Raw genomic sequence first — 24,849 nt, 5'->3', positions numbered from 1 at the left:
CCACTTTAGATATTTGTTTAAGATGAGATGTAACTCATTGAAATGTGTCATCATATTCGTCGTCAGAAAACAAGTATTATGCCATTATTTCAATGAGTTGTCTTTTTTTGTCGTGTACAAAGAATATTTAGAGAAAATTAAAACCCGAGTTTCGCATCCTGCAAAACTCGGGCAAATGAGGTTGTGCTTTCACATCTTTGTTATTATCTTGCTTCCATCGCATGCATCATATCCATAATGCATTTTCCATCTCAGCGTCGCTATCCTTAAACGGAAATCCATTCCTGCGTCCATGTGCTGATGTATCTAGAATAAATCTTTTGATCAAACTAGACTATTCGCCGTAGACTTAAATCAATGTACGATATTGCTTACATCACGATATTTGCCATTTCATTCTATTGAGTCACTTATAAGGCTGAGCCAATTCATCAACAACTTGCTTGTGCTCTTGTTCTGCTTTTTCTATACCATCCCGAATCGCTTCTTGAGCCTCTTGTTCATCTTCAGCGCTTTGTTCTAGTTCTTCCTGCTGTTGCTCAAAAATACGACCCGTCTGTAAAACGACATAAATTGGAAAATGATCAGAACCTATATGAGATAAACGTTTCATTTCCACTAGGCCAAAGTCGGTACTATGAAAGATATGGTCTAAAGACCAACGTAAAAGCCGATAATCTGCGTGAAAAGTATTCATGAAATAGCGACCTACCCGTGGATCTAGCAAACCACTGATTCGTTGAAATAATCGCGTGGTGCGTGACCATGCCACATCATTAAGATCCCCCATGACAATACAACTTTCATCCAAATCTTTTATTCGATCGCCAATAATTAAAAGCTCGGCATCTCTTAAAGTTGAATCTTTAGCTTCAGTTGGGCTTGGTGGTTTAGGGTGTAAACAATATAACTGTACTTGGATACCTGAACGTAATGTTACCGAAGCGTGTATAGATGGAATTTCATCACTTAAGATAAATTTCACTTCTGTATCGTGCAATGGCAAGCGGCTATACAGATGCATACCATATAAGTTATCTAAAGGTACGGGCACGCGATAAGGATAATCTTGTTCAATGTTAACTAACGCATTTTGCCAACTTGAATCTGACTCTAATGTCAGCACAACATCAGGTTTTAATGTGTCTATATGCTCAAGTAATAAATGATATTTATCATTTGGCGTCAATACATTGGCAACCAGCAATGAGATTTGCTGGTTTTCATTGATTTGCTCAGGCTTAACTTTTTGAACTTGTTTTTTCCAAATCGGGGTATATGGTAGAACCATTTTCAACTGATAAGCGATTGCTGCGACCAATCCAACAAACAACAACTCGGTAGTCAAGGTCCATTCGGGAATGGCAAATAACATTGCAAAAAAGGCGAAGAGACCGATTGCTAGAATCTGTAAGCGCGGAAAGTCCGCACCTCTAAACCACCACTCATCTCTGGGGATTAATGACCAAAACGAAAGCCATATAACCAATACTGCACAAATCTGAATCCATATCATGTTCATTTTTCTCGTGGGGATGTCTTAGATTCTCAATAAAGTTATGGCTTTATCAATTTTCTATCTAATACAAACAAATTATTCCACTCAATTAAATTATCGTTTTATTTACGTAAAGCTTGCAGTTGTGGTCGCTTTTGATACACTCAAACCCCTTAAAAGTTTTTTGAAATACCGAGGCACAATGACATGAAAGTAGGTCTGGTCGGTTGGCGTGGGATGGTGGGTTCTGTCCTTATGCAACGTATGGTTGAAGAGAATGATTTTGCTCATATTGAGCCATTCTATTTTTCTACCAGTAATGCAGGTGGCGAAGCGCCTTCATTTGGTGGTAAGACTGCCCCAGCACTTATGGATGCTTCAGACATTAACAGTCTGAAACAAATGGATGTCATTTTAACCTGCCAAGGTGGTGACTATACCTCTGATGTATTCCCGAAACTCAAAGCAGAAGGTTGGGATGGTTATTGGATTGATGCTGCGTCTACCCTTCGTATGGCTGATGATGCAATTATCGTACTTGATCCAGTAAACTTAAATGTGATTAAAGATGGTTTAGTCAACGGAACAAAAACTTTCGTTGGCGGTAACTGTACAGTTTCTTTAATGTTGATGGGTTTAGGCTCTCTGTTCCAAAATAATTTAGTGGAATGGGCAACTTCGATGACTTATCAAGCAGCTTCTGGTGCGGGCGCGCAAAACATGCGTGAATTGATCACTGGAATGGGCTATTTATATAACAATACTAAAACGTTATTGGATGATCCAAAATCTGCAATTCTTGATATTGACCGTCAAATTGCCGAGTTGCAACGTGGTGAAGGTTTTCCAAAGTCTAACTTTGGTGTGCCATTAGCAGGTTCATTGATCCCATATATCGATAAACAGCTTGAAAGTGGTCAATCAAAAGAGGAATGGAAAGGTCAAGTTGAAACCAACAAGATCTTAGGCAATCAACAGATTGTTCCTATTGATGGTCATTGTGTTCGTATTGGTGCAATGCGTTGTCACTCTCAAGCCATTACTTTGAAGTTGAAAAAAGATGTTGCGCTTGATGAAATCGAAGATATGATTCGTCAATCAAGCCAATGGGCGAAAGTAGTTCCAAATACCCGTGAAGCCTCTATGACTGACCTTACTCCTGTTGCTGTGACGGGTACTTTAACAGTTCCAGTTGGTCGTTTACGTAAGCTCAATATGGGTAAAGAATATTTAGGTGCATTTACAGTAGGCGATCAGCTACTTTGGGGTGCTGCTGAACCTTTACGCCGTATGCTTCGTATTTTAGTTGAATACAAGAACGCTTAAGCAAAAACATTTAAAAAACAAAAGCCGATCACATTTGATCGGCTTTTGTTTTTTATCAAACATGAATATTTTACAATTCATTTACATCACGGTAATGTATACTTTTGAATTGACTAAAACATCACTTTTTCATGGATCGAGATGACTGTTTATAACAAATTAAAAGTTGCCATTTTAGCCATCATTTCTTCGCAACACCTTTATGCGATTACACTCGATCCATTGCAAATCCAATCTGCACCTGGTGAATTACTCTACGCAGAAATGAGTTTTCATCAAGCTGATCCTACCGCAAAATTAGATGTAGGCTTAGCAACACCTGAAGATCTTTTAATGATGGGTGCTGCTCATCAGCCTCCGAGTGGCCTAAATTTTTATACACGTCGCAATTCACAAGGTGAAGGGGTGATTGTGATCACTTCTACACGTCCAATGATAGACAGTGAACTTAATATTATTCTTAAAATACAAGAAAGTGGTGCATCACATTTAAAGCATATTAAGCAACCTATAGGACAAAGTTCGAGAGCGATATCAGCTAAAGCAGCTGCGAATGAAAAAACACTTTCACCTAAATATATTGTCAGTGAAAAAGATATTGCGCTCAATTTACCCGAAAGCACTCGCTTCAGTTCACCGATTGCAACAAATGTAAAAGAGCTTAATTTAAAGCAAGAAAATTTATTAAATGTCTCCTCAGCTTTACCACCCATATTAAATAGCTCACAATCAAAGCAAAGCTCTCCAGTAGCAATATCTGTTGTTACAACGCCGATACCAAGCCAAAATCAGGACACTGCAACTGCAAAAATTAGCCCTAAAATCGAAACAAATAATATAAATACGACTGCACCAGTAAAAGTTGAATCAAATCCAACGCCTACCATGACTAAACAGCCTATTGTTCAAGTCGCAGCTCAGCCAGTTCAAACTGCGAGTCAACCACCAACACCAATCGAAAAAGAATCAAAACCACTCGATACAAAGCCAGCCGAACCACAAGAGAAATTTAAAAAACAACAACCTACACAAACAGCACAACAAGCTAAAAAGAAAGCACCTGCCACAAATAGCAATTCCATGACTGCATCTAATAACTCAGCTCAACAGCATGTCGTGCAGCGTAATGAATCTTTGTGGAGTATTGCGCAACAAATCGCATCACAAACACAACAGCCTGTTGCTAAAGTTATGAATCAGATCAAAGCGCAGAATGAGCATGCTTTTATTGGTGGCAATGCAAATCGTTTAAGACAAGGGTCTCGTTTAAATTTCAATCTAAACACAACACCATCTCGTCAGAATACAGCAATAAATCAAATAGCAGCACAGACAACACATCCTCGATCAGGTCAAGCCAAATATCGCCTGCAGCAAGCTGAAATGTCACTAGTCGCTGAAAGTAACCAAGATTCAAGCAATGGAAGTGCGAAAAAAGACACATTACAGCAAAAAACCAGTGCAGATTTATCATTAAAAGTTATGACAGCACGAGAAAAAACCGTTACATTACAAAGAAACGTAACACAGTTAGAATTGGCATTACGCAACAAGGAACAACGTATTCAGCTATTAAATGCTCGGCTTGCAGAGTTACAAGATCAGTTGAAAGTGCAGCAGGAAACTAAAAAGCCAACACGCTAGGTTACGAGAAGATTCTCATAAATTTGCAACAAAGCGGCTCTATCTTTAAGGGGTATAGATCATGTCAACTATAATAATTGTACTGCTAATCGTCGTATTAGTTGTTGCAATCGTTTTAAAAAAACGCAGTGACAACCAAACTACTGCCACATCTAAAAAAGGTGCTACAGCAAAATCAGCGAAGAAAGCAGCTACAACTAAAACTTCACGTACGACATTAGCACGTGAAGAACAGGAATCTGTTCCAGCCGCCGCAACCGCGATTCCAGAGTCTTTACGCCAGAAAATTGAACAGCAAATTCAAAGTGGCAATTATCAAAGCGCAGAAGCACAAATCAATCAAATTTTAAAACAAGATAACTCCCAACATGAGTTATATTTATTTCTCCTTGATATTCACTTAGCTCAAAAAGATGATTTTGCAATTGATCAATTGATCAAACATATTCATGCTTTGAAACTTGATGATATTGCTCAAGCCGCTGAAGCAAAACAACGTGAATATGAAAAAAATAAACAACCTGATGCAATTGAGTACAATTCAGTCTCAAGCCATTTCCAGCAAACCATTACATCAGATAGTTTAGCAAAAGAGCAAAACAACGCAGATTTTGACGCATTAGCGGCATCAAAAACGTCACAATCATTTGATGACTTACAATCTGGATATGTTGCACCAGCAGAAGAAGCTAAACCAGTTGAACCAGTCCCAGAAGTTCAACCATTAGATTTTAATTTTTCCTTTGAGAAAAAGGAAACAACCGAAGCTACGCCAACAATCGAGCAACCAGAGAATAAAGAGCCTGCTCCTTTAGAATTCTCATTCAATTTAGACGCTGCACCTGCAACTTCTCCTGTAGTTGAAGAAGCAAAGCCTGAATTAGATTTCAATTTTTCAAACTTAGAAGTTACAGAACAAAAAACTGAAGCAGCACCAACGTTAGATTTTAGTTTTGAACCGATAGAAAACAAGCAAGTTGAAGTTACAGAAACAGTTACGGAATCAGTTGTTGAACTTGAACCTGTTCAAACCTCGCCTCAAACTACATCTGTTGCAAGCAATGACCCTCTTGTACAATCATTTCCTGATTTACAACAGCTTGATGAAGCACAGCTCAATCTAGAACTTGCTGAGCAATATATTGAATTGGGCGCTTATAATTCTGCACGTGAATTATTAAAAAATAGCCCACCATTTAATGCAGAGCAACAACAACATTCACAAAGTTTACTGAATAAAATAGCTTCCTGAATTTGATCGGTCTAATATAAGCAGTCTCTCAGACTGCTTTTTTTATGATGAATAAAATCGCTTTAATTTATATGGGTGGGACGTTTGGTTGCGTTGGCGAACCATTGATGCCAATGCCAGAACAGGATTTTCTACCTTTACTAGCTAAGATCATTCCACCTCATTTACAGGTCGAATGCTTCGCTGCGCCTAGTATCAAAGACAGTAGTGCCTGCACTGCAACGGATTGGCTAAAGTTGGTACAACAAATCCAGCAATTGCAACTCAATGGTTTTCAACATTTTGTCATTATTCATGGGACAGATACTTTAAGTTACGCTGCAGCAACACTTGCTCGTTTTTTGGGACATTCTTGTCATGCCATCATTACAGGTAGCCAATACCCATTATTGAATGTTGAAGGCAATGATACCCGTGAATTTACAGATGCCACAGGCAACCTATATTTAGCATTAGAGCAAGTCCTCACTTTGCCAACTGGTGTTTATCTTGCATTCCATGAACAAGTTTTTCACGCACAAACGACCTTAAAAGCACATACCACTGAGTTGGATGCTTTCGTCGGTGTTAAAGCAGATCAAAGATGTCAAACCACAGCAGATTTTCTTGTTGTTCAAAATGAATATATTCAGCAAGCAACTGAACTAAGCATCCTAAATTTGATGTTGCAGCCAATTGCAAAAGAACAACTCATTCTACAGTTAAAAAATATTCTGCTTAACCCACCAAATTTCTTGATTCTACAAGGATTTGGCACAGGCAATATTGCAGTAAATGACGAAATTCTAATGCTGTTTGAGCAACTGTATCAAAAAAAATGTCTGCCTATTATCAGCACCCAAGTGACCTTTGGGCAACTAGATCAACGCTATGCCGTCAGTTCATGGATTCAATCTGCCAAAGTTTTAATCAATGATTGCCATAGCCATGCTGATTTATATGCAAAAGTCTTGCAAATCTATTTAAAATATCCGAGCCACGAACAATGGTTCGCGAATTGGCATCAGCATTAATATTTGAGGTTAAAACATGCAACGTTATGCAATCGGTATTGAATTTTGTGGCACGCAATACCGTGGTTGGCAAACCCAGCAGCCTGGCGTTGCAACTGTTCAAGAGACCATCGAGAAAGTACTGAGCCGTATTGCCAATGAGCCCATTATTCTGCATGGTGCTGGACGAACTGATGCAGGTGTACATGCAACCAATATGGTGGCTCATTTCGACACCGAAGCTATTCGCCCAGAACAAGGTTGGATTCGTGGCACCAACAGTCAACTTCCAAAAGATATTTCAATTCAATGGATTAAATGCATGGATGAGAACTTCCATGCACGGTTCAAAGCCACTGCACGACGTTATCGTTATGTCGTCTATAACGCACCCACCCGTCCTGCACTATTGTATAAACAAGTCACTCATCTTTATCAAAAATTAGATGTACCGAAGATGATGGTCGCTGCAGCAAAATTTGAGGGAACGCATAACTTCGAGACCTTCCGAGCTGCTGCCTGTCAATCCAATCAACCCATACGTCATGTAAAACACTGCCGTCTATTTGAACATGGACGCTATTTAGTATTAGATATTCAAGCCGATGGATTTTTACATCATATGGTACGCAATATCATGGGATGCTTACTAGAAATCGGACAAGGTATGTATGAGATTGATCATATCGATACCATGTTTGCCGCAGAAGACCGTACAGCGGCAGGCATCACCGCCCCACCTGATGGTTTATATTTTATTCAGTCCTATTATCCTGATGAGTTTGATTTACCACAGCTGCCTTTAGGTCCCCAATGGTTAAATCTGCCTGAATAAAAAAAGCCTTATCGAGAGATAAGGCTTTTTTCTTAGAAAAATTAACGCTGTTTACGCTTACGATATTCAACAGGGGTTTCATTCGTCCAACGCTTAAATGCACGATAGAACGTACTTGGTTCAGAAAAACCTGTTAAATACACGATTCTTTCTACACTTTCATTGGTATTCGCCAATAATTTCTTCGCTAGGCGGCAACGATAATCTGAAAGGATTTGCTGGAAGCTTGTATTCGCCTCGCTAAGCTGTGTTCTTAAGCGTCGTGGCGTGATGCTTAATTGAGCTGCAACTGTTTCTAACGTAGTTTCACCACTTTCTAAAGTTGAACCAATGGCACGGCGTACCTCGCCCACCAAATCATATCGGGCGAGTTCCTGCAACTTCTCAATCGCTAGTTGTTCATGTAATTGTAGTAGTTCTGGTTCAGCTTGCCACAATGGGTAATCAAGCACAGCATGATCAAAATAAAGGCGGGTTTCTTTTTGACCCAGACTGACAGGACAGCCATACACTCGAAAATATTCATCATCATCCGCACCCTCATTGAAGTTAAAGTCAATGTAGATCGGCTGAAACTGCCCTTCGGTGATGAATTTAAAGAAGCGAAGAATACCTGACATCGCACATTCAGAAAAATGGCGATTGACCAGATTGTCAGACCAGTACTGTTCGCCATTGCTTAAATAACAGCGTCCATCCTGAATCACCAGTTTGGCATCAAAGGCATCACTGATCAAACGCTGATAAGCTAAAGCTCGTTTTAGACCCTCACCAAATGTTTCACTACTAATAAATAGATGCTCAATCACCTGACCACGATAGAGTGGTAAATGCTCACCTAAATGCAATCCAATATCAGGATCATTGCTAACTTCCTGTGCAGCAATCCAAAATGCATTTTGCGCACTTAATGGCGTTCTGGCATTGGTATCAATTTGATTTAGCGCTACCCCTGCTTTTGTTAGAATCTCTTCAGTTGGCAATCCCGCTTTACGAATTGCCTGATAACCAAAGCGCAATACAACTGATGCATCTGTTAACTGACCCACTCAGTGCCCTTCCCTGTAGATACGTTCTTGTAACAATAACAACAATTTTAGATTAACGTTGATTGACCAAACTGACAACAATATTCTGCTTCTTTTGTTAAAAAAGATTGTCAATTGTCCGACAGTTTTTATGAATAAAGATCTAAAAGGTTTACATACGCTTCACCTTGTAAAATTCAAATAAATTGACTATAATTTGCCCCTTTCCAATTTGATCATCAGGTAGGCTATGGCCAATAAAGAGGAACTCATTGAGTTCGAAGGCGTTGTCACCGAAACGCTTCCTAATACGATGTTCCGTGTACGTTTAGAAAACGGTCACGAAGTTATTGCTCACATTTCTGGTAAAATGCGCAAACACTATATCCGTATTTTGACGGGTGACAGTGTAAAAGTAGAAATGACACCTTATGACTTAACAAAGGGTCGTATCACTTATCGTGCGCGCTAAGAGATTCGTGAATGCAAAAAAGCCACATTTTGTTTGTGGCTTTTTTTATGCTTGATTCTTATTACTCACTCAAACGTGTTGTTTTACATCCTACCGTTTGACACTCACGCAATCTTTCCTCTAACCAATGATTACGCTCTTGTGTTGTCGTAAGTCTACATTGCACGCTTACGCTATTTTTTTGATCATCAGTACATTCTGCATCTCGATGATGAATCCATGCGAGCTGGGACTTTTTAAGAATCTTTTGTTGTGTCTCATTGAGTTGGTGACGCAATTGCTGGTAATTTTTATTTAAATCAGCATCAGCACTCGCATAAATTTTATTCGTGCAATAAATATCATCATACGTATTGCGTGCCTTATCACAATTATCTGCATGACTGAATGTTGCTAAAGCGCCACACATCAGTCCAAATATAAATTTGTGCATCAAGTTTTTTCAATCGCTTAATATCCTATCTATGTAAGCACATTTGAACTCAATTGAATATTGCCTAAAAATAGACTAGTTTGTATATTTTTATCAATTCACACAAATGAACTCGACACCAACATCATTTAAGGATTGAATAAGCATAGATGAGAGGATAAAGATTAATCAAAATAAAAATTTAAGTATTTGTTATTTCTAATCATATTATCTTTACAAGCATGTACCACTGCATACCAGAATCGAACCAGCCTACCTGATTATTTACAACTTTTTATCGGGCAATCTGCAACCATAATCCAACAGCAGTTCGATTTAAAACCTCTAGGTTTTCAGACTATCACCCAACCAATCAAACAAAGCAATCAGCTGATTTACACTGTCATTCACCCAATTCGTATTCCTATTCCTATCGCTCAATCGGCTGAACTTGGTGCTCAAAATATACCAATTCAAAGTGCAGGCAATACAGACAGTACTTATGATCTCAATTTAAAATGTCACATCATTTTTGAGCTAGACCAACAGCAAATTGCTCACTCTATTCGCTATGAAGGCAAGGCTTGTTAGTTCGCACATATACATTAAGTTATAAAAAAACGCAGCCCAAGCTGCGTTTTTTATTGGCTATAATTCTTAGTTTAGTGCTGAAACTACAGCTTCACCCATAGCATCTGTACCAACTTTTGTCATGCCTTCAGACATAATATCTGCTGTACGCAAACCTTGATCTAATACTTGACCCACAGCATCTTCAATTGCTTTTGCTGCAGCTTCTTCACGGAAGGTATAACGTAACATCATCGCAACTGAAAGAATAGTTGCCAATGGATTAGCAACATTTTGACCAGCAATATCTGGTGCAGAACCATGACATGGCTCATACATGCCTTTGCCATTTTCATCTAAAGATGCAGAAGGCAACATGCCGATCGAACCTGTCAACATTGCTGCTTCGTCAGATAAGATATCACCAAATAAATTACCTGTAACGATCACATCAAACTGCTTTGGTGCACGCACTAACTGCATCGCGGCATTGTCAACATACATATGTGAGAGTTGAATATTTGAATATTGTGCTTGCTGTAAATCAGTAACCGTTTGCTTCCACAATTCAGTCACTTCCAATACATTGGCTTTATCAACCGAGCATACTTTACCACCGCGCAAGCCTGCTAGCTCGAATGCAACTTTGGCGATACGCTTGATTTCACTTTCTGAATAAACATCAGTGTTATAGCCTTGTTTTTCGCCATTTTCTAATTCGCGAATACCACGTGGTTGACCAAAGTAGATCCCCCCCGTTAATTCACGCACAATGAGGATATCCAAACCTGCAACGATTTCTGGCTTCAAACTTGAAGCATCAGCCAATTGTGGATAAAGAATCGCAGGACGTAAATTTGCGAATAAATTCAATTCGCTACGAATTTTAAGCAAACCACGTTCTGGACGAATCGAACGTTCAATGGTATCCCACTTAGGACCACCAACCGCACCTAATAAAATGGCATCAGCATTTTTAGCTTGTTCGCTTGTTACAGCTGGATAAGGTTCACCGTGAGCATCAATTGCTGCACCCCCCAGTAAACCTTGTTCCCATGTCAAACCTAAATTAAATTTTTGATTCACCTTAGTTAGTACTTGCTCAGCTGCACCAACAATCTCAGGACCAATTCCATCACCTGCCAAAATTAAAATATGTTTAGACATCTATTTTTCCAGTTTCATTAGCGCAGTTTTTAACTGCAAATCATTAAATCTTTTTCTCAACAAACTCGCCGAGTCCTGTCACCACATCATATGGGCGGCAGAAGCGGCGAATGGTATGCTGCTCTTGCTGTAAATCCACACATAAGGGTTCAGGTGCAGACACATTCAACAGGCTATCTGAGCGTTTTTCCCTGTCCCGATACATTTTAAAGGTATAGCTTTGATGCGGCTTGAATGCATGAATCACATGGAAGGTTTCAGCTCGGTCTGGTGAAATAGGATAAAAGCGAATGACTACTTCATATTGTTTGGCTGGTACATTTAAGTAGACTTGTTGTTTTCTACTAAAAACCGAACCATGCAATCGTACAATCCCTCGCTCCATCGCCTGTTGGCTAATACGGTGCGATTTGGCATCGATCACGGCAATGTCATTGATTCGTTCAAACTCACAATTTTCGACGCCTGAACAATACAAAGTTGCATTTTCTGCTTTATTGCCTACTGTATTTTGGGCAATACGAACCTGATCAACAACAGTCGGCGCGTTTTGGCATGCCGTTAACGTTGTCGCAAGACCTAAACACAGCAAAATACTGTAAGCGAGTCTTCTTTTCATTATTCGAGCCCAGTCCTCATAACATGCACACATGCAAGCAAATATTATTCGCTAGCATGTTAGCAAGAGTTCAATGTCTGCGCTATGACTATCTTTAAAATGTCCCCAGACATTAAAGTATCTCCACTCAACAAAAGCCTAGGCCTTTATTTCCTGAAATACCCAGGGACGCGCCTGTTTGGCTTTTTCTTCATAGGCACGGATATCATCTGCCACTTGCAAAGTTAAGCCAATATCATCCAAACCATTTAATAAGCAGTGCTTACGGAAGGGATCAATTTCAAATTTAAATGCTTCACCTGTTGGCGTGCGCACTTCCTGAGCTTCTAAATCGATGGTCAATTGATAACCTTCTGTTTCAGCACATTCCTTGAATAACTGATCAACAATCTCTTCAGATAAAATCACAGGCAACATGCCATTTTTAAAGCAGTTATTAAAGAAAATATCTGCAAAGCTTGGCGCGATCACGGTACGGAAACCATACTCATTTAAAGCCCAAGGTGCATGCTCACGACTAGAGCCACAGCCAAAGTTCGTGCGTGCCAATAAAATCGTTGAACCTTGATAACGCGGTTTATTCAATACAAATTCAGGGTTAATTGGACGTTTGCTAATATCTTGCCCTAAATAACCTTCATCCAGATAACGCAATTCATCAAATAAGTTATCGCCAAAACCTGTACGCTTAATTGACTTTAAAAACTGCTTTGGAATGATTAAGTCGGTATCAACATTTGCACGATCTAAAGGTGCAACAATACCTTGTTCTACAGTGTATTTTTTCATGATTTTGCTCCTTTAGAATGAACGTACATCAACAAAATGGCCTGCTATTGCAGCCGCTGCAGCCATTGCAGGGCTCACCAAATGTGTACGACCACCGTTACCCTGACGACCTTCAAAATTACGATTCGAAGTAGATGCACAATGTTCACCTGGTTGTAATTTATCAGCGTTCATTGCTAAGCACATTGAACAACCTGGCTCACGCCATTCAAAACCAGCGTCTAAGAAAATTTGATCCAAGCCTTCTTGTTCTGCTTGTTGCTTCACCAAACCTGAACCTGGAACGATCATCGCCTGTTTAATACTAGATGCAACTTTACGCCCTTTCACGACATCTGCCGCAGCACGAATATCTTCAATACGAGAATTGGTACATGAACCAATAAAGACACGATCCAATTGAATATCAGACAACGCTTGACCAGCAGTTAAACCCATATATTGATAAGCACGAGTCCAGTCATTACGTTGAACATCATCTTTTGCTTGTTCTAAAGTCGGTACTGCTTGCGAAACAGGAATCACCATTTCTGGTGAAGTTCCCCAAGACACTTGCGGTTCAATTTCTGCACCGTTTAACTCAACAACAGCATCAAACACTGCATCTGCATCAGAATGCAAAGTATTCCAGTATGCAACTGCTTGATCCCATTGCTCTGCTTGAGGTGCGTAGTTACGACCTTTTACATATTCAATGGTTTTATCATCTACAGCTACCATACCCACGCGTGCGCCAGCCTCGATCGCCATATTACAAACAGTCATACGACCTTCAATCGACATATCACGGAATACTTGACCACCAAATTCGATTGCGTAACCTGTGCCACCCGCTGTACCGATTTTGCCAATAATCGCTAAAACCACGTCTTTAGGAGTGACACCTTTACCTAATACACCGTCAACACGAACAAGCATATTCTTCGATTTTTTCTGTACCAAGCATTGAGTCGCTAAAACATGCTCAACTTCAGATGTTCCAATACCATGTGCTAAACAACCAAATGCACCATGCGTAGCCGTGTGAGAATCACCACACACAACAGTCATACCAGGTAATGTTAAACCTTGTTCTGGACCAACAACATGTGCGATACCTTGACGGATATCATTAATACCAAATTCAACGATATTAAAGGTCTTACAGTTATCATCTAAGGTTTGAACTTGGATACGAGAAGTATCATCTTCAATCCCTGCAATGCCTTGTTCACGCTCTTTTTTAGAGGTTGGTACATTGTGATCAGGTGTTGCGACATTGGCACTTAAACGCCATGGTTGACGTCCTGCAAGCTGTAAACCTTCAAATGCTTGTGGACTAGTCACTTCATGTAATAAATGACGATCAATGTAAATTAAACACGATCCATCATCACGCTCAGTGACTAAATGATCATCCCATAATTTGTCATATAATGTTTTGCCTGCCATGTCTTCGCTCTCCGTGGTGCTTGCCATAGGACTGGGTATTTGTAATCTTAGCTTGATTATAACAACCGTTTCACATAAATCTAATTTATCATTTTTATAAATTAAAAAACTTTTAGGAATAAAAAACTCTTTCAAATGATTCAGGATTTCAAATGATTCAGGATTTCAAATGATATATAAGCTTGAATTATATAAAAAACTAGAAACTAGCACTCATATGAAGACTTATCGTTGATTCATTTATAAATCCAATAACGACAAGCTAAAAATTCTTTTTTACAATACAAATGATAATGATTATTATTTAAATAATTAAGATTTAAAATGGTGACTCAGATGGCAAATATTCAACAATTCGTGATAAATAACCAACGAACTTTAAAAAAAACCTTGAGTTACTACATCATGCACATCACTGTTGCTATGATGGTGGCATATCTAGTGACAGGCAATTTGATCATGGCAGCAACGCTCAGTTTGCTTGAGCCAACAGTGCAAGCCTTTGCATTTTTCTTCCATGAAAAAGTATGGAGTCGTTTCTAGAACCTATCCGTTGCAGATACAACGAATTTAAACGCCTTATGGAAAGCCAATATGAATCTTGCTGCTTTTGAAGCATTTGTGAAAGTGATGGAAACAGGTTCTATTTCAATCGCTGCAGAATTATTATTTATCACTCAACCTGCTGTCACTAAACGTATTCATAGTTTAGAAGATTACTTTGGCGTAAAATTATTTGAGTCAGCAGGTCGTGGTATTCAACCAACACATGCTGCACATTCATTACTTCCAAAAGTAAAAACATGGTTAAATGAATTAGGTGAGATTCACCACACACTTAGCCATGAACAGACTCAGGTGCAAGGTCGCCTTAAAATTGGCACTAGCCATCATATTGGTCTACATCATCTCGCCGAACCACTTAAGAAATTTGTTCAACTTTTTCCTCAAGTCACTTTAGATGTGCATTTTGTCGACTCTGAACAAGCACATGAACAAGTCCTTGCGGGAGAGTTAGAACTTGCCTTTTTAACGTTACCCCCAGCAGGTGATGATCGACTCAGCTACGTGACTATTTGGAATGACCCCTTAGTATTTGTGAGTGCACCTTTTCATCCTTTGGCAAAACAAACTCAACTTAATCTTGAAGATTTGATCGCCTATCCTAGTCTTTTGCCTGCTGCACAAACTTATACGAGTCAAATTACGTTGTCAGAGTTTGAAAAGAATGGTCTAAAACCCAAAATAACCATGAGTAACAATCCTTTAGAATCTATTAGGATGCTTGTTTCAATAGGTTTGGGTTGGTCGGTTTTGCCTAAAACATTTCTAAACGAAGATTTAAAACAACTCGATTTAAATTTAAAAATGAATCGTCAACTCGGTATGGTTTGGCATCCTGCACGGATTCAATCTAGAGCTGCTGAAGAGCTGATTCAACTGATGAAAAACGATTAAATTTAATCCCCACCACAACTGCTACAACTACTTCCACAACTCGATGATGAGGACGACTGTTCTTGTAAATATTTTGCATAATCTTTAGTCATTTTATCCAAATCAAAGTGTTGGCCATGCTCCCAATTCAGAGCTTGGTCAATTGCAAATAATCGAGGCATTTGCGTCGTGTTTCTAGGATTATATCCATGCAACAAACAACTATATTTCCATGCTTCAAATAATTGCTTCGCTTGTTGCTCTGCTTGAGTCTCATCACCATAAGGATGATGATTCAACTCTCGGCCAATAGTCTGAATGCATAATTTTCTGTATTGATCAGGATATTCCAACATCTCATGCCATAAGGCATCGACTGCGTTTGAAGGCATTGCATATGCTTGCTGTTGAATTGCATGCAGGGCTAGATAATCTTTAAATCCTGCCTCAATCAGGCGACGTTGCTTTAAACTAATATGTGGGTAGTGTTGTTGTAACGATCGCATAAAAACAGGGTCAAGTTTTATCTCTTGAATCTTTTGTAGTTTTTGTCTTCTGCTTCGAATGATCAGTAAATGGTTAAAGACCAGCAGCATCCATATACTCGGCAAAATCACCCAAGCTGTAAACAGATGTTGTTGCCAACTAAACATTAGTAAAACAATCAAGATGGGCAATATAATCCATCGTATTTTTAAGTGTTGTTGTTGTCGATCTAGTTTCAGTAACACATCAAGCGTAGGGGAAGTATTTTCTTCCTGATTTATTTTTATTTTCATAGTTTTATCTTAAGAAGAAAAGATGACAGTTATATGACAAAAACCTCCCAAATGGGAGGCTTTTAACTTGATTATGCAATCTGTAATAAACGGCGAATTTGCTGTGTGATTTGATTCACATCAAGGTTTTGATTTGAAATCGTCATCGTCAATAATTGATCTGAACGGAATGTACGATCAATTTCTAACATGATATGGGTTTGCTGTGCTTCAGCGACGAATGAAACTTCTACCTCATTAAAGCCACTAAACATATGTGAGGATACAAACTCTAACTCCTGATAGCAGCCAATTGTCGATCTAAAGTTTCGAGCTGTAAGCTGTCCTTTTTCGACATCAACTGTAGATAAAACAAAACCACACTGTTGCATCGCTTGCAAAAAGCTTTGCATTGCTGCTGTTGGCAGTACTTTTAGATAATCACGATCAGTAGCATCTAAGCCCCAATCAACATCCATATGAGTCTGAATCCAAACTCGCGCACCATTTCTACGACACGCAACTTCTGTAATTGGTGTTTCAAAAGGCAATTGGATACTAAATGGGAAAGAATGAGCCTGATGTGCAGGTAATAAGAATCTCGAATTCACTAACCATTCTTGTAAAACCAAAGGTTGATTAAACTCATGATCACCAGATTCTACTTCTGCCATCGTCATCAATTGTAAATAAAGACCATTAATTTCTTTATCAGAAGATCCCCCTTTGAAACTAATTTCCCCATGCAGTGTCTCACCTGCTTGCAAGTTTGGATTCTGTAAACGTGTTTCTACAGTCACGCCTTGAAGACCCAAACCAGACATAATTTTATTAAACATTTTTCTCTAACCTTTCGAATTATTTCATATCATCTGTAGCAGCATACTTATTGTTACAGCGCATCATCTCCAGCGAGCTGAATCTTACCATCAGCAACTTCATTCATAAATTGCTGATAGTCATTTAGATTGCGTTCTGCATAAGCTTCTGCATACGATTGTAATACCTCTACGATCGCACTACCCTCACCGAGATATCCCATCAATACGTCAGCATTTCCAGCCTTAGCGTGAGCATGAGCTAAAGCCAAACCACAACTTTCAGCATATTCATAAAAATATTCATCATCCATATCACTCAGATCAACTGAAATTTTCATATCGCGTAATTGGCGTACATGGAAATGTTGATCAAGTGTTGAAGAGAAACCTAGGAAAATATCACTAGCGGCTTGCATGAGTTGCTGACCATGCACTACGCGCTCACCTTCATGTGTCACTTTGTCCAAAAATAACGAACTAAGAATAGAAGGATTAGCTTCTTTCATTTGTAAAATTAATGGTTCACGATCCGCATCCTGGAATAATGCGATGGCTGATCGTGTCCCCACACTCCCCACCCCAACCACTTTTAATGCCACATCGGTACGTTGATAACGGTCAAATAAAACCTGCCGATCATATTTCAATGAATCACGATACTGTCTAAAAAACTCATCAACATTTTTGTTGAATGGTTCATTTAACTTTGGATGCCAAAGCAAAGGTTCATCATCAATAAAGTGTCGAAAACCCGTCTCTTTGTCCTGCTGGGTCAGTTTAGGTAAAACCGAGTGGGCATTTCTTTTCTGGGCGGAGTCCAGATGTTTGGCTCGTTTCTTTCGGAGCTTCCGACATTCCGTATTTTCTAACAACGTACTGGCATCGACTTTGTCATACCAAACTTGTAGGGGTGATAATTCAGTATTTTGCAGTAGATGTTGGCGATAACTATTCAGCATAGTTTTAATGGCTTTTAAACCGACTTTATCAGCAAGATCAATATCACGTGCTGCAATCACAAAACTGGTTGCTAAACGTTTTAAATCCCACTCAAATGGCGCAACTAAAGTTTCGTCAAAATCATTAATTCCAAATAACAGATTACGTTCAGGGCTAGCAAAACCACCAAAATTGCTTAAATGACAATCCCCACAAATTTGCTGGAATAACCCTGAGTTAAACTGCTCCCATGCTTGATCAAACAACATTAAAGAAGGCATACCACGATAATAGGTAAATGGAGAAACACTCATACGCTTGGCACGAATGGGCTTAAGCTTTTCTAAACGTCCCTGATTGCTCCAATCATAAATGCTTAATGCAGATATACCCTGTGGTCGCACTGACAACTGTGACAGTTGTTCTCTTGGAATTTTTTTACGCTGAGCCTTGCCCAATTTGAAACCATCGCGTTTACTCAGCACCTGACCTTGATAACTGTGTCGGGTTAAATCAATGCTTTGCTCTTTCCACAACTTCTCTGGCAATTCAATTTGTTGTTTTTTCATTATTTCCCCCTATCAAAAACATTTTTATATCAAAAAAACCCTTTCCTAAAAACAAAATATTTTCACTTCTTATTCTGCTGAGCTTTTTGATAGTTTAGCCTTTGCTTTTTCACATATTTTTTCGCTATAAAATAAACTAACATCGCAAAAGGTAAAATCAAAAATAGTGCACCTACGCCAAAAGCAACATAGGCAAAATAAACATTCCCAATTAAAAAACAGATTCCTAATAATGTAAGTTGTACGATCAATTCGCCACAACCTTCGGCGACATAATCTAGCCAGGTTGGTTTTTTAGTTTGTTCAGTTTCATTAGGATACTCTTTCATTTTTTATCTCCAATTCATTGTTCTTATTTACTATATTAAACATATCGAACAGCTCAATATGTTTAACATTTTTTATATTCTTCGCTTAAATCGACCAGTCTTGAATATCCCAATCTTGATCTTGCGCCAATTTTTCTAAACGATCATCAGGATTCACTGCAATTGCATGGGTTGCATATTCAAGCAAAAAACGATCATTGATTGAATCTGAATACGCCCAAGACTCATCAACTGCTCTTCCCTGTAACCATTGATTTAAACGAGCAAGCTTACCTTTCTGATAACAAGGTAAACCTGTCACCTTACCCGTATACTTCCCATCAAGAACTTCGGCATTGGTGGCAATAATTTCAGTAATACCAAATTCACGAAAAATCGGAGCCGTAATAAAATCACTGGTTGCAGTAATCCCAACAATCGCATGACCTAAATCTTGATGCTTTTTAATTGCATCAAAACCTTTCGGACGCATTTGGGGACGAATCACTTTTTGCATAAACAACTGGTGTAGTTCAGTTAAATAAGTATTGTCATGCTTGGTCAAAAATTCAAAGACAAATTCGTTATAGGCAATCGGATCAAGTTGTCCTGCCTTATAGTCCTCGTAGAATTTATCATTCATTTGACGATGATGAACTGGATCAACCAAACCTTCATTCACTAAAAACTCACCCCATGAGTGGTCAGAATCGGTATTTAACAGGGTGTGATCTAAATCAAACAAAGCCAATTTCATATAAATGCTCATTTAAATGCAAATTAAAGAAAAAAAACGTAAATCTATTTCCGTAAGTGACTAAAAATTCGTTAAGATCATAGCAATTTTAAACATTTTACTTTGACCTTTTTCGAGTTGGACGTGAAGAGTGACTGTCCCCGAGATCAAAGTCAACGATATAGAGAAAATTTAGGTAGCCAAATGATCGACTCAGAAGGTTTCCGACCCAACGTCGGGATCATTTTGGCAAACGATGACGGACAAGTTTTATGGGCAAAACGCATTGGTCACAATGCTTGGCAATTTCCACAAGGAGGGATCCAGTTTGGAGAAACCCCTGAACAGGCACTTTATCGTGAACTGAGAGAAGAAGTCGGTTTATTGCCCGAACACGTCCAAATAGTAGCGCAGACTAAAAGTTGGCTGCGTTATCGTTTGCCACATCGGTACATTCGGTCAGATTCTGATCCGGTATGTATTGGACAAAAGCAAAAGTGGTTTTTACTGAAATTAACGGCATCGCCGCATCATATTCAGTTAAATCTATCAGACCCACCCGAGTTCGATCAATGGCAATGGGTGAGTTACTGGTATCCATTAGGTCAAGTAGTGAACTTCAAAAGAGATGTTTACCGCAGAGCCATGATGGAATTGTGTTTACAATTACCGTAGCGTTAATCGTCAACAAATCATCACTTTAAGCAATGATTTTTGATCATAGAGCTGTTATAACTAGACCGATAACGATTTATAAATTGGAGTAAACATCCATGTCAAACATGCAACTCGACACGCTTAGACGCATTGTGCAGGAAATCAATGCGTCCGTCAGTTTGCATGATTCTTTGGACATTATGGTCAATCATGTGGCTGAAGCGATGCATGTCGATGTATGCTCCATTTATTTATTGGATGAACGAAATAAACGCTATGTGCTCATGGCTTCAAAAGGTTTAAAACCTGAAGCTGTTGGACATGTTTCTTTGAGTGTTGGTGAAGGTCTCGTCGGTTTAGTCGGTAACCGTGAAGAAATTGTAAACTTAGATAACGCACCTAAGCATGAACGCTTTGCTTATTTGCCTGAAACAGGTGAAGAGCTATTTAACTCATTTCTTGGCGTACCCGTGATGTATCGCCGTAAAGTGATGGGCGTTTTAGTTGTTCAAAATAAAGAACCTCAAGACTTTAGTGAAGCGGCTGAATCATTTCTCGTTACTTTATGTGCGCAACTCTCAGGGGTAATTGCCCATGCACATGCGGTCGGAAATATTGATGTTTTCCGCAAACCAACCAGTGGTTCATCTTACAAAACCTTCCAAGGGGTTTCAGGTGCTGGAGGGATTGCATTAGGTCGCGCCATCGTGCTCTATCCCCCAGCCGATCTTGCTGCAATTCCCGATCGTGAAGCTGAAGATATCAGTGATGAACTTGAGCTATTAGATCAAGCGATTGCTGCGGTACGTTTAGAGATCCAATCTTTAGATGAGAAAATGCAAGACTCATTGATGTCAGAAGAACGTGCGTTATTTAGCGTGTTCCTGCGGATGTTAGATGAAAATGCGTTACCAAGTGAGATTAAAGATCACATTCGTGCAGGCAGTTGGGCACAAGGTGCGGTGCGTAAAGTCATTGACAAGCATGTGGTGCTGTTTGCACAAATGGAAGATGACTACCTGCGTGAACGGGTTTCTGACCTTAAGGACTTGGGACGGCGCATTTTGGCCTGCCTACAGGAGGCGGATTCCAGCCATCGTGAACTTAGCCCAGACAGTATTTTAATTGGTGAAGAAATTAGTACGGCGGCTTTAGTTGAACTTCCTGTTGATAAAATCGCTGCGATTGTGACTTCTGAAGGCGCTGCCAATTCACACATGGTAATCGTGGCACGCGCTCTGGGGATTCCAACCGTTGTGGGTGTCACCGAATTGCCAATCAACACCCTTGATGACATTGAGATGATTGTCGATGCCTATCAGGGACGTGTTTTTGTTAACCCACCACGTCGATTACGTCAACGATATAAAGAAGTCCAGAAAGAAGAAGAACAAATCGCCAAAGATTTGAAGCAATATGAAACCAAAGATGCGATTACACCTGATGGTGTCTCTATTCCTTTATTCGTAAATACAGGTTTGATGATTGACGTTGTTCGTGGCGTGCAACGTGGTGCGAAAGGTGTCGGTTTATATCGCAGCGAAATTCCATTTATGCTACGCGAACGCTTCCCTGGTGAAGAAGAACAACGTGCCATCTATCGTCAGCAGTTGAGCCATTTTGCGAATAAGCCCGTGATTATGCGAACTCTCGATATTGGTGCGGATAAAGATTTACCTTATTTTAGTATTGAAGAAGAAAACTCGGCATTAGGTTGGCGTGGTCTACGCTTTACTCTGGATCATCCTGAAATTTTCTCAGCGCAAATCCGTGCCATGCTAAAAGCTAGTATTGGTTTGAATAATTTGCATATTTTGTTGCCGATGGTGACAAGTGTCAGTGAAGTTGAGGAAGTCTTGTATCTATTGGAACGAGACTGGTTAGCTGTACAAGAAGAAGAACAAGTCAAAATCACTAAGCCTAAAATTGGGATCATGGTTGAAGTACCAAGTGTACTTTTACAAATTGGTGAGTTTGCGGAGCTAGTCGACTTCTTTTCAGTTGGCTCAAATGACTTAACCCAATATTTATTGGCTGTTGATCGTAACAATCCTCATGTAGCTAACGTATATTCGCACTTTCATCCGTCTGTCTTACGTGCTTTAAACCGTTTAGTAGAAGATTGTCATATCTATCAAAAACCAGTCAGTGTCTGTGGTGAAATGGCAGGAGATCCATTATCTGCCATTCTACTGATGGCGATGGGTTTCAATACACTTTCTATGAGTTCTAGCAATATATTAAGAGTTCGTAAAGCGATTTGTCATGTCCCAATGAGTGATGCAAAACAACTCTTAGACGATGTTTTACACATGAATAACCCTCTGGTCATTAAAAGTTGGCTTGAACACTACTTTAAAACGCATGGTCTTGCAGATATGGTAAAATCAAATCGTTTGGTCAGTGCCTAGAAAATAACTAGGGCATCCTTTCAAGGATGCCTTTACACAACTGCAACAGGTGAAAAACCTCCTGTTTTTATATATGAGCATACAAGCTGAATTTGGGAGTTGATTATACAATTACCCTTAATGAACTATTCAATTCCCTTTAATTGGTTATTTTAATGGGACTTTTTCAAATTTTAACAATTTATTGCTCAACAATTCTCATTGCCAGATTTAAGATTTAAACAGCTTCAATCGGATAAAGCATTTATGACATCAACTTTAATCCATTGGAAAAAAAACTTTCATCAATCTAGAGTAAAAATACAACGGATGTAAACCACATCATTACAAATCAGTTTAGGCATCTTCATTTTTGATACCCATTTTGTAGCTGATAAGGTTGAACATTCATATCTTTGAACGGTCAAACAGTTCGGATGACCCAGCTCACAGGTCATCTTGATGGAGATAGAACATGAGCCAAGACGATAAAAAATGTCCTTATAGCCACTTAACCACTGATTTTGGTGCACCCGTGGTGGATAATCAAAATAGTATGACAGCAGGTGCTCGGGGTCCTTTATTAGCCCAAGATTTATGGCTAAATGAAAAACTTGCCAACTTTGTCCGTGAAGTGATTCCTGAACGTCGTATGCACGCTAAAGGTTCTGGTGCATTCGGTACATTTACAGTTACCCATGATATTACTCAATATACTCGCGCTAAAATCTTTAGCGAAATCGGCAAAAAAACAGAAATGTTTGCTCGTTTTACCACGGTTGCAGGTGAACGTGGCGCAGCGGATGCTGAACGAGATATTCGTGGTTTTGCCTTAAAATTTTATACTGAAGAAGGTAACTGGGATATGGTAGGTAATAATACCCCTGTATTCTTCTTACGTGATCCACGCAAATTCCCAGATCTCAACAAAGCAGTAAAACGCGACCCAAAAACCAATCTACGCAGTGCTACCAATAATTGGGATTTCTGGACTTTATTACCAGAAGCCCTGCATCAAGTCACGATTGTAATGTCAGATCGCGGTATCCCTGCTAGCTACCGACATATGCATGGTTTTAGTAGTCATACCTATAGCTTCATTAATGCAGCGAATGAACGTTTCTGGGTGAAATTCCACTTTAGAACGCAACAAGGCATTAAAAATCTGACTGATGCAGAAGCTGGTGAATTGGTGGGTCAAGACCGTGAAAGCCATCAACGCGATTTATTCGATGCCATCGAACGTCAAGACTATCCAAAATGGACGCTTTTCGTACAAATCATGCCAGAACAAGATGCTGAGAAAGTTCCATATCATCCATTCGATTTAACTAAAGTTTGGCCTCATGGTGACTATCCACTGATTGAAGTTGGTGAGTTTGAACTCAATCGCAACTCTGAAAACTTCTTTCTGGATGTGGAACAGTCAGCCTTTGCACCAAGCAATCTTGTTCCTGGTATCAGTGCCTCACCAGACCGTATGCTACAGGCACGCCTGTTTAACTATGCGGATGCGCAACGTTACCGTTTAGGCGTGAACTATCAACAAATTCCAGTGAATGCTGCTCGCTGCCCTGTTCACAGTAATCACCGCGATGGTCAAGGTCGCATTGATGCCAACTATGGTGGTTTACCACATTATGAACCTAACAGCTTCGGCCAATGGCAAGAACAGCCGCAATACAAAGAACCTCCATTGAAAATCAATGGCGATGCAGACTTCTGGGATTATCGTGAAGATGATAATGACTACTTCAGTCAACCTCGTGCCTTGTTCGAGTTAATGACACCTGAACAGCAAGATGCCTTATTTGGCAATACAGCACGCGCGATGGGTGATGCGTTGGACTTTATCAAGTATCGTCATATCCGAAACTGCTATGCTTGCCACCCTGCTTATGGCGAAGGTGTTGCAAAAGCACTTGGTATGACTGTTGCTGATGCACAAGCTGCCCGTGAGACTGACCCTGCTCGTCATTTACCAAGCTTTCTTTAAACCCTAAAACATCCAAATAAAAAGCCATCTTCGGATGGCTTTTTTTATGAACTTAGGTAACAATTTAGTCAATCTCTTCTCTGTACACGACAAATTTCATAGAGCCCTTGTCCTATCAGGCTTTTTCTTTCTTAAAATTGCGAGCACTTTCTTAAATTCTTCTTTTTTTCCAAAACCAATCAAACGTAGAATAGCCATCTGAA

General features: G+C 39.5%; 24 protein-coding genes. 12 read left to right on the top strand and 12 right to left on the bottom strand.

All coding sequences use genetic code 11. From position 1 onward, the window contains the following. Positions 1 to 406 precede the first annotated feature (406 nt). Positions 407 to 1,516, bottom strand: a complete 1,110-nt coding sequence (locus HYG88_RS14090) for an endonuclease/exonuclease/phosphatase family protein (protein WP_178883320.1) — start codon at positions 1,514 to 1,516, stop codon at positions 407 to 409. A 189-nt stretch (positions 1,517 to 1,705) separates the two neighbouring features. Between HYG88_RS14090 and asd the strand changes: the two genes are divergently transcribed. From asd to truA, 5 genes are all read left to right on the top strand, one after another. After that, the gene (gene asd / locus HYG88_RS14085; protein ID WP_178883318.1) at positions 1,706 to 2,824 is read left to right on the top strand and encodes an aspartate-semialdehyde dehydrogenase; all 1,119 of its coding nucleotides are present in this window, start codon (positions 1,706 to 1,708) and stop codon (positions 2,822 to 2,824) included. A gap of 141 nt (positions 2,825 to 2,965) precedes the next feature. Then, a complete protein-coding gene (locus tag HYG88_RS14080; protein WP_178883317.1) occupies positions 2,966 to 4,468 on the top strand; it encodes a FimV family protein in 1,503 nt (500 codons plus the stop codon). Positions 4,469 to 4,529: 61 nt separating this feature from the next. Continuing rightward, a complete protein-coding gene (locus HYG88_RS14075) occupies positions 4,530 to 5,720 on the top strand; it encodes a FimV domain-containing protein (RefSeq protein WP_178883316.1) in 1,191 nt (396 codons plus the stop codon). A 44-nt stretch (positions 5,721 to 5,764) separates the two neighbouring features. Beyond that, positions 5,765 to 6,733, top strand: a complete 969-nt coding sequence (locus HYG88_RS14070) for an asparaginase domain-containing protein (RefSeq protein ID WP_178883315.1) — start codon at positions 5,765 to 5,767, stop codon at positions 6,731 to 6,733. 16 nt (positions 6,734 to 6,749) lie between these two features. After that, complete coding sequence (gene truA, locus HYG88_RS14065) at positions 6,750 to 7,547, top strand: tRNA pseudouridine(38-40) synthase TruA (RefSeq protein WP_005162672.1); 798 nt, start codon at positions 6,750 to 6,752, stop codon at positions 7,545 to 7,547. Positions 7,548 to 7,588: 41 nt separating this feature from the next. Here truA and HYG88_RS14060 read toward each other — a convergent pair whose 3' ends face one another. Further along, positions 7,589 to 8,596, bottom strand: a complete 1,008-nt coding sequence (locus HYG88_RS14060) for an AraC family transcriptional regulator (protein WP_005162677.1) — start codon at positions 8,594 to 8,596, stop codon at positions 7,589 to 7,591. Positions 8,597 to 8,825: 229 nt separating this feature from the next. On the opposite strand from HYG88_RS14060, the gene infA reads away from it, so the two are divergent. Continuing rightward, a complete protein-coding gene (infA, locus tag HYG88_RS14055; protein WP_001284370.1) occupies positions 8,826 to 9,047 on the top strand; it encodes a translation initiation factor IF-1 in 222 nt (73 codons plus the stop codon). Positions 9,048 to 9,108: 61 nt separating this feature from the next. Here infA and HYG88_RS14050 read toward each other — a convergent pair whose 3' ends face one another. After that, on the bottom strand, positions 9,109 to 9,480 hold the full coding sequence (locus tag HYG88_RS14050) for a lysozyme inhibitor LprI family protein (protein ID WP_004659107.1): 372 nt from the start codon (positions 9,478 to 9,480) through the stop codon (positions 9,109 to 9,111). Between the two features lie 189 nt (positions 9,481 to 9,669). On the opposite strand from HYG88_RS14050, the gene HYG88_RS14045 reads away from it, so the two are divergent. Beyond that, complete coding sequence (locus tag HYG88_RS14045) at positions 9,670 to 10,050, top strand: hypothetical protein (protein ID WP_178883314.1); 381 nt, start codon at positions 9,670 to 9,672, stop codon at positions 10,048 to 10,050. Between the two features lie 66 nt (positions 10,051 to 10,116). Here the strand turns inward: HYG88_RS14045 and leuB are convergent, their stop codons facing one another. The 4 genes from leuB to leuC form a co-directional block, all read right to left on the bottom strand. Beyond that, complete coding sequence (leuB, locus tag HYG88_RS14040) at positions 10,117 to 11,196, bottom strand: 3-isopropylmalate dehydrogenase (protein ID WP_005218467.1); 1,080 nt, start codon at positions 11,194 to 11,196, stop codon at positions 10,117 to 10,119. A 43-nt stretch (positions 11,197 to 11,239) separates the two neighbouring features. Further along, a complete protein-coding gene (locus tag HYG88_RS14035) occupies positions 11,240 to 11,815 on the bottom strand; it encodes a hypothetical protein (RefSeq protein WP_087547261.1) in 576 nt (191 codons plus the stop codon). A gap of 138 nt (positions 11,816 to 11,953) precedes the next feature. Beyond that, positions 11,954 to 12,604, bottom strand: a complete 651-nt coding sequence (gene leuD / locus HYG88_RS14030; RefSeq protein WP_178883313.1) for a 3-isopropylmalate dehydratase small subunit — start codon at positions 12,602 to 12,604, stop codon at positions 11,954 to 11,956. Positions 12,605 to 12,616: 12 nt separating this feature from the next. Continuing rightward, the gene (gene leuC, locus HYG88_RS14025) at positions 12,617 to 14,035 is read right to left on the bottom strand and encodes a 3-isopropylmalate dehydratase large subunit (protein WP_005162693.1); all 1,419 of its coding nucleotides are present in this window, start codon (positions 14,033 to 14,035) and stop codon (positions 12,617 to 12,619) included. Positions 14,036 to 14,371: 336 nt separating this feature from the next. On the opposite strand from leuC, the gene HYG88_RS14020 reads away from it, so the two are divergent. Both HYG88_RS14020 and HYG88_RS14015 read left to right on the top strand, forming a co-directional pair. Next, positions 14,372 to 14,578: a DUF2061 domain-containing protein gene (locus tag HYG88_RS14020; RefSeq protein WP_020899781.1), complete on the top strand. Its 207-nt coding sequence runs from the start codon at positions 14,372 to 14,374 to the stop codon at positions 14,576 to 14,578. A gap of 51 nt (positions 14,579 to 14,629) precedes the next feature. Further along, positions 14,630 to 15,493 (top strand): LysR family transcriptional regulator, encoded by an 864-nt coding sequence (locus HYG88_RS14015; protein ID WP_004916621.1) that lies wholly within the window; start codon positions 14,630 to 14,632, stop codon positions 15,491 to 15,493. Between the two features lie 2 nt (positions 15,494 to 15,495). Here HYG88_RS14015 and HYG88_RS14010 read toward each other — a convergent pair whose 3' ends face one another. From HYG88_RS14010 to HYG88_RS13990, 5 genes are all read right to left on the bottom strand, one after another. Beyond that, positions 15,496 to 16,251, bottom strand: a complete 756-nt coding sequence (locus HYG88_RS14010; RefSeq protein ID WP_005162697.1) for a hypothetical protein — start codon at positions 16,249 to 16,251, stop codon at positions 15,496 to 15,498. 71 nt (positions 16,252 to 16,322) lie between these two features. Beyond that, positions 16,323 to 17,069, bottom strand: a complete 747-nt coding sequence (locus tag HYG88_RS14005) for a sporulation protein (RefSeq protein ID WP_004957674.1) — start codon at positions 17,067 to 17,069, stop codon at positions 16,323 to 16,325. A gap of 53 nt (positions 17,070 to 17,122) precedes the next feature. Beyond that, positions 17,123 to 18,562 carry a DUF2252 domain-containing protein gene (locus tag HYG88_RS14000; protein WP_178883319.1) on the bottom strand — a complete coding sequence of 480 codons (1,440 nt, stop codon included), beginning with the start codon at positions 18,560 to 18,562 and terminating at the stop codon, positions 17,123 to 17,125. Between the two features lie 59 nt (positions 18,563 to 18,621). Continuing rightward, on the bottom strand, positions 18,622 to 18,888 hold the full coding sequence (locus HYG88_RS13995) for a hypothetical protein (RefSeq protein WP_178883312.1): 267 nt from the start codon (positions 18,886 to 18,888) through the stop codon (positions 18,622 to 18,624). Positions 18,889 to 18,973: 85 nt separating this feature from the next. Beyond that, positions 18,974 to 19,624 (bottom strand): HAD family phosphatase, encoded by a 651-nt coding sequence (locus HYG88_RS13990; RefSeq protein WP_178883311.1) that lies wholly within the window; start codon positions 19,622 to 19,624, stop codon positions 18,974 to 18,976. A 183-nt stretch (positions 19,625 to 19,807) separates the two neighbouring features. On the opposite strand from HYG88_RS13990, the gene HYG88_RS13985 reads away from it, so the two are divergent. From HYG88_RS13985 to HYG88_RS13975, 3 genes are all read left to right on the top strand, one after another. Beyond that, a complete protein-coding gene (locus tag HYG88_RS13985) occupies positions 19,808 to 20,278 on the top strand; it encodes an RNA pyrophosphohydrolase (protein ID WP_005162709.1) in 471 nt (156 codons plus the stop codon). Positions 20,279 to 20,376: 98 nt separating this feature from the next. Beyond that, complete coding sequence (gene ptsP / locus HYG88_RS13980) at positions 20,377 to 22,671, top strand: phosphoenolpyruvate--protein phosphotransferase (RefSeq protein ID WP_178883310.1); 2,295 nt, start codon at positions 20,377 to 20,379, stop codon at positions 22,669 to 22,671. A 454-nt stretch (positions 22,672 to 23,125) separates the two neighbouring features. Beyond that, complete coding sequence (locus HYG88_RS13975; RefSeq protein WP_005162712.1) at positions 23,126 to 24,646, top strand: catalase; 1,521 nt, start codon at positions 23,126 to 23,128, stop codon at positions 24,644 to 24,646. The last annotated feature ends 203 nt before the right edge of the window (positions 24,647 to 24,849 follow it).

It is taken from the genome of Acinetobacter sp. SwsAc4, from assembly GCF_013391535.1.
Taxonomy (GTDB): Bacteria; Pseudomonadota; Gammaproteobacteria; order Pseudomonadales; family Moraxellaceae; genus Acinetobacter.
This window is presented reverse-complemented; position numbering and strand designations above follow the sequence as displayed.

Excerpts from the sequence above, each read along its gene's own strand:
- HYG88_RS14090 (WP_178883320.1), bottom strand. The coding sequence starts at position 1,516 with ATGATATGGATTCAGATTTGTGCAGTATTGGTTATATGGCTTTCGTTT.
- asd (WP_178883318.1), top strand. The coding sequence starts at position 1,706 with ATGAAAGTAGGTCTGGTCGGTTGGCGTGGGATGGTGGGTTCTGTCCTT.
- HYG88_RS14080 (WP_178883317.1), top strand. The coding sequence starts at position 2,966 with ATGACTGTTTATAACAAATTAAAAGTTGCCATTTTAGCCATCATTTCT.
- HYG88_RS14075 (WP_178883316.1), top strand. The coding sequence starts at position 4,530 with ATGTCAACTATAATAATTGTACTGCTAATCGTCGTATTAGTTGTTGCA.
- HYG88_RS14070 (WP_178883315.1), top strand. The coding sequence starts at position 5,765 with ATGATGAATAAAATCGCTTTAATTTATATGGGTGGGACGTTTGGTTGC.
- truA (WP_005162672.1), top strand. The coding sequence starts at position 6,750 with ATGCAACGTTATGCAATCGGTATTGAATTTTGTGGCACGCAATACCGT.
- infA (WP_001284370.1), top strand. The coding sequence starts at position 8,826 with ATGGCCAATAAAGAGGAACTCATTGAGTTCGAAGGCGTTGTCACCGAA.
- HYG88_RS14050 (WP_004659107.1), bottom strand. The coding sequence starts at position 9,480 with ATGCACAAATTTATATTTGGACTGATGTGTGGCGCTTTAGCAACATTC.
- leuB (WP_005218467.1), bottom strand. The coding sequence starts at position 11,196 with ATGTCTAAACATATTTTAATTTTGGCAGGTGATGGAATTGGTCCTGAG.
- HYG88_RS14035 (WP_087547261.1), bottom strand. The coding sequence starts at position 11,815 with ATGAAAAGAAGACTCGCTTACAGTATTTTGCTGTGTTTAGGTCTTGCG.
- leuD (WP_178883313.1), bottom strand. The coding sequence starts at position 12,604 with ATGAAAAAATACACTGTAGAACAAGGTATTGTTGCACCTTTAGATCGT.
- leuC (WP_005162693.1), bottom strand. The coding sequence starts at position 14,035 with ATGGCAGGCAAAACATTATATGACAAATTATGGGATGATCATTTAGTC.
- HYG88_RS14020 (WP_020899781.1), top strand. The coding sequence starts at position 14,372 with ATGGCAAATATTCAACAATTCGTGATAAATAACCAACGAACTTTAAAA.
- HYG88_RS14015 (WP_004916621.1), top strand. The coding sequence starts at position 14,630 with ATGAATCTTGCTGCTTTTGAAGCATTTGTGAAAGTGATGGAAACAGGT.
- HYG88_RS14010 (WP_005162697.1), bottom strand. The coding sequence starts at position 16,251 with ATGAAAATAAAAATAAATCAGGAAGAAAATACTTCCCCTACGCTTGAT.
- HYG88_RS14005 (WP_004957674.1), bottom strand. The coding sequence starts at position 17,069 with ATGTTTAATAAAATTATGTCTGGTTTGGGTCTTCAAGGCGTGACTGTA.
- HYG88_RS13995 (WP_178883312.1), bottom strand. The coding sequence starts at position 18,888 with ATGAAAGAGTATCCTAATGAAACTGAACAAACTAAAAAACCAACCTGG.
- HYG88_RS13990 (WP_178883311.1), bottom strand. The coding sequence starts at position 19,624 with ATGAAATTGGCTTTGTTTGATTTAGATCACACCCTGTTAAATACCGAT.
- HYG88_RS13985 (WP_005162709.1), top strand. The coding sequence starts at position 19,808 with ATGATCGACTCAGAAGGTTTCCGACCCAACGTCGGGATCATTTTGGCA.
- ptsP (WP_178883310.1), top strand. The coding sequence starts at position 20,377 with ATGTCAAACATGCAACTCGACACGCTTAGACGCATTGTGCAGGAAATC.
- HYG88_RS13975 (WP_005162712.1), top strand. The coding sequence starts at position 23,126 with ATGAGCCAAGACGATAAAAAATGTCCTTATAGCCACTTAACCACTGAT.